The sequence below is a fragment of the Dethiosulfovibrio salsuginis genome (genome assembly GCF_900177735.1).
GTDB classification, from domain to species: Bacteria; Synergistota; Synergistia; order Synergistales; family Dethiosulfovibrionaceae; genus Dethiosulfovibrio; species Dethiosulfovibrio salsuginis.
The window spans coordinates 52,586-64,787 of record NZ_FXBB01000002.1 but is presented as its reverse complement, the minus strand read 5'-3'; the positions used below and the strand labels follow the sequence as shown (position 1 = coordinate 64,787).

The 12,202-nt window shown below is 54.3% G+C and carries 13 protein-coding genes; 1 reads left to right on the top strand and 12 read right to left on the bottom strand.

The genetic code is table 11. The features are described 5' to 3' along the window. Window positions 1–20: 20 nt before the first annotated feature. From B9Y55_RS01955 to B9Y55_RS01920, 8 genes are all read right to left on the bottom strand, one after another. A complete protein-coding gene (locus tag B9Y55_RS01955) occupies window positions 21–1,460 on the bottom strand; it encodes a hypothetical protein (RefSeq protein ID WP_085543674.1) in 1,440 nt (479 codons plus the stop codon). Then, a complete protein-coding gene (locus B9Y55_RS01950; RefSeq protein WP_200806601.1) occupies window positions 1,447–2,784 on the bottom strand; it encodes a ParA family protein in 1,338 nt (445 codons plus the stop codon). The genes B9Y55_RS01955 and B9Y55_RS01950 overlap by 14 nt, the downstream gene beginning before the upstream one ends. 29 nt (window positions 2,785–2,813) lie before the next feature. After that, window positions 2,814–3,191, bottom strand: coding sequence for a hypothetical protein (locus B9Y55_RS01945; protein ID WP_085543673.1), 378 nt, complete (start codon window positions 3,189–3,191; stop codon window positions 2,814–2,816). 33 nt (window positions 3,192–3,224) lie between these two features. Next, window positions 3,225–4,187: an ABC transporter permease gene (locus tag B9Y55_RS01940; protein ID WP_085543672.1), complete on the bottom strand. Its 963-nt coding sequence runs from the start codon at window positions 4,185–4,187 to the stop codon at window positions 3,225–3,227. Then, complete coding sequence (locus tag B9Y55_RS01935; RefSeq protein WP_234986096.1) at window positions 4,184–4,933, bottom strand: ATP-binding cassette domain-containing protein; 750 nt, start codon at window positions 4,931–4,933, stop codon at window positions 4,184–4,186. The genes B9Y55_RS01940 and B9Y55_RS01935 overlap by 4 nt, the downstream gene beginning before the upstream one ends. 77 nt (window positions 4,934–5,010) lie before the next feature. Next, on the bottom strand, window positions 5,011–5,997 hold the full coding sequence (locus tag B9Y55_RS01930; RefSeq protein WP_085543670.1) for a sugar ABC transporter substrate-binding protein: 987 nt from the start codon (window positions 5,995–5,997) through the stop codon (window positions 5,011–5,013). A 33-nt stretch (window positions 5,998–6,030) separates the two neighbouring features. Beyond that, window positions 6,031–7,173: a double-cubane-cluster-containing anaerobic reductase gene (locus B9Y55_RS01925; protein ID WP_085543669.1), complete on the bottom strand. Its 1,143-nt coding sequence runs from the start codon at window positions 7,171–7,173 to the stop codon at window positions 6,031–6,033. 38 nt (window positions 7,174–7,211) lie between these two features. Further along, window positions 7,212–7,976, bottom strand: a complete 765-nt coding sequence (locus B9Y55_RS01920; protein ID WP_085543668.1) for an acyl-CoA dehydratase activase — start codon at window positions 7,974–7,976, stop codon at window positions 7,212–7,214. Window positions 7,977–8,137: 161 nt separating this feature from the next. Between B9Y55_RS01920 and B9Y55_RS01915 the strand changes: the two genes are divergently transcribed. Next, complete coding sequence (locus B9Y55_RS01915; RefSeq protein ID WP_085543667.1) at window positions 8,138–8,500, top strand: response regulator; 363 nt, start codon at window positions 8,138–8,140, stop codon at window positions 8,498–8,500. A 60-nt stretch (window positions 8,501–8,560) separates the two neighbouring features. On the opposite strand, the gene B9Y55_RS01910 is transcribed toward B9Y55_RS01915, so the two are convergent. The 4 genes from B9Y55_RS01910 to B9Y55_RS01895 are packed head-to-tail and all read right to left on the bottom strand — an operon-like array spanning window position 8,561 to window position 12,083. Beyond that, on the bottom strand, window positions 8,561–9,226 hold the full coding sequence (locus B9Y55_RS01910) for a M15 family metallopeptidase (RefSeq protein ID WP_085543666.1): 666 nt from the start codon (window positions 9,224–9,226) through the stop codon (window positions 8,561–8,563). A gap of 16 nt (window positions 9,227–9,242) precedes the next feature. Beyond that, window positions 9,243–10,535 (bottom strand): TRAP transporter large permease, encoded by a 1,293-nt coding sequence (locus B9Y55_RS01905; protein WP_085543665.1) that lies wholly within the window; start codon window positions 10,533–10,535, stop codon window positions 9,243–9,245. Further along, entirely contained in the window at window positions 10,532–11,035 is a 504-nt protein-coding gene (locus B9Y55_RS01900; RefSeq protein ID WP_234986090.1) for a TRAP transporter small permease, read from the bottom strand. Before B9Y55_RS01900 ends, B9Y55_RS01905 begins: the two co-directional genes overlap by 4 nt. 4 nt (window positions 11,036–11,039) lie before the next feature. Further along, on the bottom strand, window positions 11,040–12,083 hold the full coding sequence (locus tag B9Y55_RS01895; RefSeq protein WP_085543664.1) for a TRAP transporter substrate-binding protein: 1,044 nt from the start codon (window positions 12,081–12,083) through the stop codon (window positions 11,040–11,042). Window positions 12,084–12,202 lie beyond the last annotated feature (119 nt).

Sequence of the window (12,202 nt, the reverse complement as noted above, 5' to 3'; positions counted from 1 at the left end):
AAATCCCGACGGCTCAGCTACTATTCCTTTCTTTTAGGCTTCACTCCACCCTTTCTCCCCAGGCCAAAGCCGATACGGTAGAGGTCGGGCATATTTATCCTGTTGTCCCTCATGGTTTCCACTATGCCCAGAGTCTCTATTTCCTGAAGTACCGACTTCCATCCTTCTTCTGCCTGTTGCGGCGGAAGGCGGTCTCTGGCTGTCTTGTCTATTCCAGAGGGAAAGCTCCGCACCCATCTTTCCTCTATGGCATTAAAGGGGCAGGGCAGTAAGATGCCTTTCAAAGGTCGAAGCAGTTTAGTAACCCATGGATAATCCTCGGCTATCTCCTCTATTCGGATTTGAGAGGCTCTGGCTACCCCTCTTTTTATGCTTTCGTAATGAAGTGGGAGGTCATAGGAAGGATAGTGTTCTATAGAGTCCTCTGCCGCTTCCTTTATGGCTGCCAGGAAAGATCTAGGTGAGGTAAGTCCTTTTCCGTCGGCGAGATGTCTTACCGACCATATATATGGGGCCCCTCTACGTCGATCTTTCCCCATCCATGCCCCAGCGATGGACTGAAAAAGAGATCTTTGCAACTCTCCCTCTGTCTTTGCTTCCTGATGGATTTGCCAGATCTCCCCATTTTTATCCGGCTTTGCTCCCATGACAGTGCCGTATATATTCCTTATGGCTTCGCCTTTTTCGTCCGGTGCGTTGCATAGGATCTGCCACAGAAGACCATGAAGGTCGTGATGTTGCCATGTTAACTCGGTCTTTGTCGCCAGTAGTTTCGAGGAATCGGGGAAGTCGGTTATGGTCCTTTCAAGCTGGTCTTTCCTGAGGAATACTTTGCCGTGGATCCGGCTGTAGGATTTTAACCATAATATGACCTTTAGTAGATCCCTGACCACCATGTCCATTGTTTGCCAATCGTTGCAGGATCGGTCCAGGGCGTCAAAAAGTATCAGTAACTTTTTTCCCGTGGATTCCAGCTCCTCATCCGCTTTTTCCATGATTTTAGCCAGGTCTTCAGGGTTTTCCCTGACCCACTGGACCGACTCCAGCCACGTTTTCGCTGGGATATTTATCTTTAAAAAGCTAGCTATGCATCTCCCTACAACAGCTCGCCATATATTGTAGGGGGACTGTTTTTGTTCGATCAGATGGGCGAAGGCTTCGCCGTCTGGATAGGACTTTATATCTCCGTTTAACGCAAAGCCTGTTCTTACCTCCGTATTATCCATGTGTCTCACGGAGGAACTCAGCGATTTACGTAGTTCTGGCGATCCTAGCACCGACGTCCAAAAGGACTTGCCGACCCCTCTTGATCCTATAACTAGGTTTGCCTCAAGGTTCAGTGACTTGATATGAGCTCTAGGTAAATAGATTTTTGCCGGTTCAGGAGGCGTCCCGAAGTTGGATGTTCCATCGGAAAGGGCGGATACGATGGCTCTTCTGATTAAATTAACGTCGATCATCCTGAGGTCCTCCTGTGTCTAGGATTTTTTGTACGCCCTCGACGAGAGACCCGAAGACTCCATTTACCTGTGTCTTATCTATGGTGGTTATCTTTGAGTGAATCGACTTCAACGAGGAAAATCCCCTGTTCCACCTTATCGGCCAGGGATAGTGAGGAGCTGTTTCGTCCGCCTCGTCAAAATTAAATGGATAGATCCCTTCCGTTGTCCCATTTTCGGGAGAGCTCAAGGCAGGTATTTCGTCGTAAATATTGTCGGTAAATATCTTCCAGGAGTTTTCAAGTAGCTCCCTAAAATAATCGCCCTTGTCTATGTCGGGAATCATAGCTCCGACAACGTGAAGCCTCTCTCTTATTAGCTCCGACACGCCGGTTTTTAGCCAGTGTCTGAATAGCACTTCGTAGCCGGACCATGTTTGATCTCCGTCCAGGGCAAATAGCAGTATTCCAGCTGCTCCTAAGTCGGTGATGCAGGCGGAGGCTATTTCATCTATACCCGATCTTGAGTCTATTAGTATTACGTCCGGCTCCAATGTGGACTCTAGATCCAGAAGGAGACGGTTTAATCTCCTCGGCCATGCCTCCCTCTTGCCTTCCGGTGTTGTCTTTGGCATCCATACCCTTCCCAGTTTTGATATGTACTCGCCAGGTTTATCACCGTGGGCTGGAACGACGTAAATCTCTCCATCGTAGGAGAGGTCGCTGGTGGCTACCATGTCTTTAAACACTAAATCGCCATTTTCAACAAGATCCTCGACCAGCCAGTCGGTAACGCCAAACCTAGGTCGCTTATCTTCGCTAAGAAGGGATCTTGATAGGCCAGGGGACTCTAGATCCAGATCCACTACCATGACTTTCTTCCCCCCCTGAGCCAGAGCCCAGGCAACTATAGCTGTAGCCGTCGAGCGTCCGACTCCCCCTTTTATGGAGAAAAAGACTATCCTAGGACATCCTGATTTTTCAGGCTCTATCTTTGTCCAGTCGCTTTCACAGGTGACCCGATCCACTACTGTGACTGAGGGGAATTCCTCCATGCTGTGACATACTCCACCGATTTTGACGGAGTCCAGAGAGGGCTCGAAAAAAACTATCCGATCGGAGGGAGCGCAGTGGTTGCCAAGCTTCTCAGCCATAAGGGTTGATATTTTTTCGATGGCCTCTTTAGTCTGAGGATGATCTTCTATCTCTTCTCTGAATACTAAGCTGACCTTTCCGTAGAGGTCTCTGTTGACTATAAAGGGAGATATCGCCGGCAGGGCCTCGCTGTTGGCTCTAAAAATATCCAAGAGGACGTCTGTTATCTCGTCAAAAGAGACCTTTATCACATTAATCCCTCCATGATCGCCTTTTCCGTTTACTTGCGGACCACAAGGGAGCCTTCCCGATGAGGTCTGACGTTTGACTCCTGAAAATAGGATTCATTGGTGTATCGCTGGGATATGTCCCAATCTCTAAAGGGGTTCTCTGGCAAGCTATAGGATATTGCCTGTATGCCTGATCTGTAGGAGTCAAATCTATTCCATATCTTTGGGATATGGACCTTGTCGTCTTTTGCGGAAGGGGCTCCTGTTGATATGTCGATTCCCATACCGAATAGTTTCATAAGGGCCTTCAATCCACACTCCGCAGCGATACCATAAAGATGATCGGCATTGGCCCATCGCCCATACCTGAATAGCTTTTCCCCGTCCAGCCAATGGCGATTATGGGAGTCTAAAAAGTCCGCTTTCACGAAAAATCCTCCTGTTCTTTTAGGTTATTAAGGTTACATATCCTGAGGTCTCCTGGCCATGGTGGCGTAGATGGACACCGATACGACGATTATCAGGCCGTGGACCAGCCTGGTCCAAAATCCCGCAAGGCCGGCGCTGACTATCCCTGCCTCTATTATCCCTATTATTATAGCCCCGATGAGGGTTCCGTAGATGGTTCCCTCGCCTCCGTAGGCCGACGTCCCTCCCACGAAGACCGAGGCGAACACCAGTAGCATATAGCCCTCCCCCTGGGTGGGCCACCAGTTGGCCAGCTCCAGGGTCGCCAGGATCCCGGCGAAGGCGGAGAGGACTCCCATCAGGATAAAGGCCTTTATCCTGACCTTCGCCACCGGTATGCCCATCATGGCGGCGGTCTTTCGGTTATCCCCTATGAAAAGCAGCGAGTCTCCGAAAGGGTGGCGGTTCAACAGCAGAGCCAGCCCCAGAGCTATAGCCAGACACCAGAGGGACTGTACCGGAATCTCTCCTGCCATCCGGCCCACAAACAGACTGTAGATATCGGTGCCCCTGACCGACGCCAGGCTCAGGGCTATTCCGTCGGACAGGAGGAGTATGAGCCCTCGCCAGAAAAACTGGGTCCCTATTGTGGCTATTATGGAAGGGACCCCTATCCTCACAACTATGAGGCCGTTTATCCATCCCATTATGGCCCCCGATGCTATGGCCAGGCCAAAGGCCACCGCCCCGGATCCTGTGGCTAAAAAGGCCTCGGCGAAGACGTAGGCCGCGGCGGCGCAGACAGAGGGGAAGCTCAGGTCCATCTCTCCGACCACCACCAGCAGGGTCATGCCCAGGGCCAAAATTGCGGTCACAGGTATGGTGGACAGAAAGGATCGGTATATCCTGGGGTTCAGAAAGGTCCTAGGGCTTGCGATGGCGAACAGGACTAAAAGGCCGATAAGGCCTAACGTGACCAGTATGCCCCTTCTATGGGACTCCCACAGACATCTCATGGTTTCACCTCGCCGTTAAGGCCTATCATCCTCGCCATCAGCTCCTCCGGGGTTATGTCCCCTTTTCTGTAGTCCCCCACCGTCGATCCCCTGTCCATGAGGACGAACCTGTCGGCCACCTTGTAGACGTGCCCAAGATCGTGGCTGATGACGATGCATGACCGCCCGTCCTCCCTGATGGATCCTATAAACGACAGGACCTTACCCACCTCGCTCAGGGCAAGGGCTGTGGTGGGCTCGTCCAGGACTATTATGTCCGCCCCGAAGTGCATTGCCCTGCCTATGGCCAGTCCCTGTCTCTCGCCGCCAGATAGGGTCTCGACGCTGGCGTCCGGGCTGAGTCCGGCCCCTCTGAGGCCCAGCACCGACGAGAGGAGCTCCATGGTCTCCATCTTCTCCCTCTTCACGTCTATGAGCCCCCAGCGGTTCAGCCTGTGTCTGCCTATGAAGACGTTTCTCCAAAGGGGCTGTCTCTCCCCTAGAGATCTCTCCTGATAGACGGTCTCCACCCCCAGGGATCTTGCGACGGTAACGTCGTAGGCTTTAAAGTCTATCTCCCTGCCCTTTACCATCATAGAGCCCCGATCGGCGCTGTGAAACCCCGAAAGTATCTTTATGAGCGTCGATTTTCCCGCTCCGTTGTCCCCTAAGAGGGCGACGACCTCCCCTGGGTTGAGCCGAAAGTCCACCTGTCTAAGGGCCTCCACCGAACCAAAGGACTTGCCGATGCCCTTCATCTCCACCATCGCCTCCAAAATTCCACCTCCACATAAAGGTTCAGGGGACGGAAAGGTCCGTCCCCTGTCAGTTTACCCTATTTTGCCTATCTTATCCCCTTAGCTGCCAGAGGGGCTATTTTGTCCACGTTCTCCGCCGATACGAAGCCGCCGCCGGTGTCAACCACCAGGCCGCCGAAGCCGTATTTCTTGGTCTGGACCACCTGAAGCACCGACAGGTATCCCAGAAGGTAGGGCTGATGCTCCGACACCAATGTGAGGTAGCCTTCCTCTATGGCCGATGCGGTGGCAGGAGAGAGGCTGAAGCCCGCGGCGAAGATCTCTCCCGGTTTGACCCCTGCTGCCCTGAGATAGTTGCCGACCTGGGACGTGAGCGCCCCGTGGTCCATTATCATGAGCTTACAGTCGGGGTTGCTGGAGAGGTAGCCGGTGATGATAGGGGTCCCGAGGGCTGTGTCCTTGTCAACCTCAGGCGAGATCTCCAGATAGTCCACCTTGAGCCCTGCGTCCTCCAAGGTCTTTATGATGGCCCTCGCCCTTCTGCCACGGTTTTCCAGCCTCTTCAGTCCCCATACGAAGGCTCTGTCTCCCTCTTTGAAATCCCCTCTACGAAGGATCTCCTTTGCCAGGTCCTCCCCCTGCCTCCAGCCGTCGGGACCGATGTAGCCGAACCCCTTGGACTGAAACATGGGCTGAAGCCTGGGCAGCTCGGTGTCTATGGCTGTGACCACTATACCTCTGTCGATAGCCTCCCTGACGAGGGGCTCGTAGGCGTCATCGCCGGGGGAGCCGTAGATGACCATGCCGTCGGGGTTCATCGCAAGGCCGTTTTTGAAGTTCTCTATCATTTTCTCGGGGCTCCAGTCGGAGTAGACCAAGGTCAGCTCGCAGCCTAAATCGGTGGCGGCCTGTTTGGCTCCGTTGGCCACTATGGTGTTGTAGGGGCCTCCTACCGGGCCGCCGCTGTCGAACCAGACCTTCATGCCCTCTCCGCTGGATCCCTGGGCTATGGCGGATCCGGCCATGACCGCACAGGCTACCAGGCTTGCCGCTATAACCGACAGTTTCTTCATGTTTAAACTCGCTCATATCTCTCTTTGGTTTTTTTAGATCATCTCCAGGAAAGCGCTGATCCTGGTTGATATCTGTCCAACGTCGCTCTTGGAGTAGTCCGTCTCTATCGAAAGGTATGGCCGTCCTGTGGACCTGACCAGCTCTCTCACCTCGTAGGTCTCCACTGCGTAGGTGTGGCAGGCCTGGAGGACCACCTCCACCACTCCGTCGACCTTATACTCCTCCATAAGGGCTCTCAGGTTTTCCATTCTGGACTTGTTTGGGGTCATGACGGAACATCCGATGTTCAGGTACTTGTCCGTCAGGGCCTCCATAGGAGGACGGTCCTCGTCAACCAGGAATCCCTGTTCCTTTACTCCGCCGCAGTTCTCGTAGCAGACTATAACTCCCCCCGAGTCCTCCACGGCGTGGATGACCTTCTGGGCCCCTCCCAGAGGACAGCCGGTTATGAGGATCCTGGGGGCCTTGCCGTCGACCCGTCTCTCTCCCTGGTCGTAGGCCTCCTTTATGTCCGAGACCACCTTCTCAAGCCACGGGACAAGCTCCTCTTTGTGGAAGTGGAACTCGCAGTACTCGGAGATCATGTACTGCTCCTTGCCCGTTATGGCCGGTGGATCCATCTTAGACAGCTCCCACATGGACCTGAGGGCCACTCTCTCCCTGTTTCTCAGCTCTATCTGCCTGGAGATATCCTGGTCTGTGATCTTTACCGAGAAGCTCTTCTCCAACCTGGATCTCAGCCTCTCTACCTCGGCTCGCCAGGTATCCCTGGCGGCCTTTCCCTGGGCGGTCTGAGGAAGCATCATCAGATGGAGGGGCTTTAGCCTCTCCATCAGCTCATACATCTTTTTCTTGCCGTCGCAGGTGCTCTCCGCTATGACCATATCACAGAAATGGAAATAGGGACACTTGTCGGTGAGGGCGTAGCCGTAGCTGGACTTTATGAGAGGACAGAGGTTCCTGGGAAGGTGCTCCTCCGCCGCGGCGATAGGCTCCTCTCCTCTGGCACAAAGGGTCGCAGGGATGGCCCCTGCTGCGGTTATTATCTCCCAAGGGGCGAAGGTGCAGTAGGTCCCCACCACCGGCTTGCCCTCTTCCTTCCACTCCTTCACCTGGAGGACGCCGTCTTTCAGGTGGGCCTCCACTTCCGCCATTATCTGGTCGATTTTGGACATAAAAATTCCCCCTCTAATATTCTTTTAGAGCATGGGGATTATATCATATCGTGAGATATCAGCGCCGCTCCCAGCGCTCCGGCGAACTGAGATTGAGGGTATGTCTTTACGTCCTGCCCGGTGTGGGAGCGAATCATGGAGACCAACGAAGAGCATCGGGATACCCCTCCTGTGAAGGCCAGACCTGGGGCTATGCCGATCCGGGCCAGCATGGAGGAGGCCCTGACCGCCACCGAGTCCAGCAGGCCCAGGGCGACCGCCTCTTTACGGACACCTTTCGCCAGATGGCTGACCACCTCCGATTCGGCGAAGACGGTACACATGCTGGAGATGCTCTGGATGTCCCCCTCGATCGGGATAGATCCCAGCTCCTCTATGGAGTACTCCAGCAGGTTGGACATTACCTGGAGAAAACGGCCTGTGCCTGCGGCACACTTGTCGTTCATCATAAAGTCAACTACGTTTCCGCTCTGGTCCAGCCTGATGACCTTGCTATCTTGCCCACCTATGTCTAAAATGGTGCGGATTTGGTTGTCCAAAAAATAGGCTCCCTTGGCGTGGCAGGTTATCTCGGTGACCGCTTTTTCCGCTATGGTCAGGCTCTTCCTGCCGTAACCTGTTGCCACTATTGGCCCTAAGAGGGTTTTTGTAAGGCGGTTTTTCTCAAGCAGATATTCCACCGACTTTCGTCCAGCCTCAGCTGGGTTCCATCCTGTGGGCTCAAGGTGGCTGTCAACTACCTTTCCGTCGAAGAGCACCGTCTTAGTGCCAACCGACCCCATATCTATGCCGACTGCTATCATTGAAAGCACTCCTTAGAGGAATATTCTTGATTTCTTTGAGTGGTGATGGACAGGAAAATAGTATAGACTCCCGCTTGATGAGGGTCAACCGGTTCATGACTTAGAAAGAATAGCCTGATATACTGTAGGTGCAAACTGGAGAGTTGGGAAGGAGGAATAGCGTGGCCAAGATAATGGTTGTAGACGATGCGGCTTTCATGAGGATGATGCTGTCCAATATGTTGACAAAGATGGGGCACGAGGTGGTGGCGGAGGCGGATAACGGCAAGTCGGCCATCGAAGCTTACGAAAAGAATAGTCCAGATATAGTTACCATGGATATAACCATGCCTCACATGAACGGTATCGAGGCGGTCAAGGGTATCATAGCGAAGGACCCTGCTGCCAAGATAGTTATGGTGAGTGCCATGGGACAGAAGGAAATGGTCATAGAGGCGGTAAAGGCTGGTGCCAAGGATTTTATCGTCAAGCCCTTCAAAGAGGACGCCGTCTGGGGTGCTTTGGAGAGGGTTTTAAAAGGTTAAAAGAAGCGGTAGCGCCACCTCGTCGTAAGGTGGAAGCTACCGTTTTTTTTGTACACAGGCTCAGCGCCATCTCATCTCAGGACGGATAAAGCCGTATATGCAGTGATCCACCCCTGTCCTTATGGCCCAGTTTCTGTTGCCGTAATCGAAGTGCCACCACTCTTTAGGGTAGTTGGAGAATCCCTCGTTCTCCATGAGGTCCACCAGCAGCCCCCTGTTATGCCTTATCTCCTCTCCCTCCGGTAGCCCGTCGTAGTGGTCGGTGTAGGACCTCTCGGAGGTCTCGTCGAATCCCGACCCCATAGGGAGGGCCCGTCCTTTATCGTCCGCCAGGGTCAGGTCAACCGATCCACCGGTGCAGTGGCCCGATACTCTGTCCGGTTCCACGGAAGGGTAGGCTACGAATATCCTCGCCCTTCGTTCCACCTCCTCCGGCGAAAGGTCCGGGTGCTCCCTGGATATCTCGCCGCTAATAGTCCTGAAAAGCTCTCCCTGTAACTCCGGCGACCGCCAGCAGTCCAACAGGACGAACTTCCATCCCTTGGGAAGCCGATCCGCCGCCTTTACCAGCCGTTCATATACCCCCAATCGTAGGAAGGACTCGGGCACGCTACCCTTTAGTCCTTGGATGAAATACTGGGGTCTTGACAGTATCCTCTCGGGATATAGGCTGGCGGACACCAGAGGTTCCCCACTTTCGATCAGGGGCGGTATTTTATTCGTCATTTTTCCACTCCTGTCCTTAAAGTCCCAGTATTTTGGGCAGAGTGACCGTTATCGCCGGGAAGGATATTATGGCCAGCAGCACCGTCATGGCCACCGCTATAAAGGGCCATATCTCCCTGAAAAGGTCTCCTAGCGGAACTTTCCCCACCGCAGCCACTATATAGTTGCAGGCCCCTACAGGAGGGGTTATCAGGGCTATGGTAACGTTCAGGGTCATCACTATGCCGAAATGGAAGGGGTCTATTCCCGCTCTCACCGCTAGAGGGGCGAAAATGGGCGTCAGCAAAGTAAGCACCGCCACCTCCTCCATGAACATCCCTATGACGAAGATTATGGAGCTGAGAACTATCAGAAGCAGCCAGGGGTGTTCGAGCAATCCCATACCTATTAGGATCGAGGCGAATTTCTGGGTGACCCTCTCCCATTTCAGGAACCACCCTACTACCGTAGCGGCGCCCATTATCATGAAGATCGCGCTGGTGAGCCGGACTGTCTCGTAGATAGAATCCGTAAGGCCCGACCAGGTCAGCTCCCTGGTTATAGCTATACCCGCCAACAGACAGTAGACTACCGCCAGGGCTCCTGACTCGGTAGGGGTCACCACCCCGGTCACTATCCCTCCGACTATTATGAAGGGGGCGACTAAGGCCGCCACCGACCGCCTCAGTATGACCTTAGCCCTGGCCCTTACCGCCGCGGTGTCGGTCATAGGGACGTTGTACCGCCTGGAGAAAAACCAGTTCATGGCCATAAAGGCCAGCCCCAGTACCAACCCCGGGACCACCCCGGCGGCGAACAGTCCACCTATGGACGTGTTGGTCATAGCGGCGTAGATTATCATGAATATGCTTGGCGGTATGATAGGGCCTATCAGCGAGCTACCGGCGGTCAGACCGGCGGCGTAGGCCCTTGGAAACCCCTCTTTCTCCATTGCAGGTATCAGAATTGAACCTAAGGCCGAGGCGTCCGCCGCCGCTGAGCCGTTGACCCCCGCCAGTATTATCCCTCCGACCACGTTGACGTAGCCCAGCCCTCCCCGGACCGACCCTACCAGCAGACGGCTGAAGTCGATCAGTCGGTCGGTCAGCCCCGAGCGGTTCATGAGGCTCCCTGCCAGGATGAAAAAGGGAATTGCCATAAGGGAGAACACGTCCATTCCCCCGAAGAACTGCTGTGGAATGGCCCTGAGGAGGGTCAAATTTCCTGTGGTCAATATGCCTAAAAATCCCGTGAATAGCAGCGAGGCGTAGAGCGGTACTCCCAACGCCATCTGGAGGAAGAAGCCCCCAAGGATAAGTAACCCTGTCATGGCTTATCACCTCCGTCGGAGCGGCGGTGCAGCTCCTGAAGCAGGAGCTGCACCAATAGCATGGATATGCCGATAGGGACCGCCATGAGGGGGATCGCCTTGGGGATGCCTAGGGCCATCGTCTTCATTGTCCAGGTTCCTGCGACGTTTTTACTGCCTAGCCAGATAAGCAGGACCAGCACAACCGCCTGCACCCCTATTCTGACCACATAGGAGAGCTTTTTGAGCCACCTCGGAAAACGGGGGGTGAGAAAGTCTATGGACATATGATCCCCTTTAGCCTGAGCTCCAGCGGCCCCAAGCATCACAAGCCAGACCAGAGAGTATCGAGCGACCTCCTCGGTCCATATGATCGAGCTTTTCATGACGTAACGGAAGAGTATGCCGAGCACTATATCCCCTACGTTGATCAGCAGGAGAAAACCCGCCACCAGCGCGCTGAGCCTCTCCATGGCGATCGCTAGCTTTTGGATCCTTCCGAGGTCCCTCCAACTGCCCACCGGATTACTCCTTAGCCGCCTCGTTGGCTCTGTCGGCGCACTGTACCGCCAGGTCCATCCACTCCTGGCTGACCTTGGTCTTGAGCCATTTTATGTATTCGGGCTGCCCCTTCTCCCTGAACTGGTCCATTTCCTTCTCGTCAGGAGAGTACACCTCCATGCCCTTCTCCCGCAGGTACTCCACCTGCTTGGAGTCCGCTGCCTCCACCTCCATGCGGCTGATGCGGTTGGCCTCCTTGGCGGCCTCGACCACTACCTTACGGTCCCCTTCGGAGAGGGAGTCGAACAGGTCGCCGTTCATGACCAAAAACTGGTCGGAGTACTGTATGTTGGCCAAGGTCATGTGTTTTTGGACCTCGAATAGACTTCCTATGATTATGTACATCGCCGGGTTCATCTGACCGTCCACGACCCCTGTCTTGAGGGCCATGTAGAGCTCCGTCCAGGGGATGGGGGTCCCGCTGGCTCCGAAGGCCCTGTATATGGCCAGCTGTCCCTCGTCCATGCCCCTGAACTTGAGGCCCTTGAAGTCGTCTGGGCCATGGATAGCTCTCTTGGAGTTCGTGAAGGCCAAAAATCCGCCTTCCTCGACTGCCTCCAACAGCACCGCGCCGGTCCTGTTGCGGAACTCCTCCTGGGCCTTTTTCCAGTACTGGCTCTTGTCGAAGAATATATGGGCCGCCTTATAGGAATTGAACATAAACGGTATGGACGAGGCGTATATCTCCGGGAACACCGGGGCCACCCCGGCGAAGGAGGCTATGTTGGACATAGGCTGATTGAGCCCGGTCTTCATAAGGAGCTCCATCCTCTCCTCCTCGGTCCCCAGCTGGCTGTCTGGATAGAGCTCGAAGGTAACTCGTCCCTCGGTTCCCTCCTCGACCAGCTTTTTGAAGTTCTCGGCGAAGGCGTGGACGGCGTTGTCCTCAGCTTTTGGAGGGCCGTTGTAGGACATTTTGACGGTCACCGCGCAGGACGCTGTGGCGACGATCCCGATAAGTAGCAACGACAGAAGCATGATCCCGGACTTACGGTTGAAGACTTTCACGGCAGATCACTTCCTTTCGGTGATGTGTCAGAGCGAAGCTCTGTCCCGTCAATTATAAATAGTTCGAGGTGTTTTTGCAACAGAAAAGGGAGCGCACTTAAGAAGCGCGCTCCCTTTCG

Coding starts and splice junctions, on each gene's coding strand:
- B9Y55_RS01925 (WP_085543669.1), bottom strand. CDS start 7,173: ATGTCCAAAATCGACCAGATAATGGCGGAAGTGGAGGCCCACCTGAAA.
- B9Y55_RS01940 (WP_085543672.1), bottom strand. CDS start 4,187: ATGAGATGTCTGTGGGAGTCCCATAGAAGGGGCATACTGGTCACGTTA.
- B9Y55_RS01905 (WP_085543665.1), bottom strand. CDS start 10,535: ATGACAGGGTTACTTATCCTTGGGGGCTTCTTCCTCCAGATGGCGTTG.
- B9Y55_RS01920 (WP_085543668.1), bottom strand. CDS start 7,976: ATGATAGCAGTCGGCATAGATATGGGGTCGGTTGGCACTAAGACGGTG.
- B9Y55_RS01955 (WP_085543674.1), bottom strand. CDS start 1,460: ATGATCGACGTTAATTTAATCAGAAGAGCCATCGTATCCGCCCTTTCC.
- B9Y55_RS01930 (WP_085543670.1), bottom strand. CDS start 5,997: ATGAAGAAACTGTCGGTTATAGCGGCAAGCCTGGTAGCCTGTGCGGTC.
- B9Y55_RS01935 (WP_234986096.1), bottom strand. CDS start 4,933: ATGGTGGAGATGAAGGGCATCGGCAAGTCCTTTGGTTCGGTGGAGGCC.
- B9Y55_RS01910 (WP_085543666.1), bottom strand. CDS start 9,226: ATGACGAATAAAATACCGCCCCTGATCGAAAGTGGGGAACCTCTGGTG.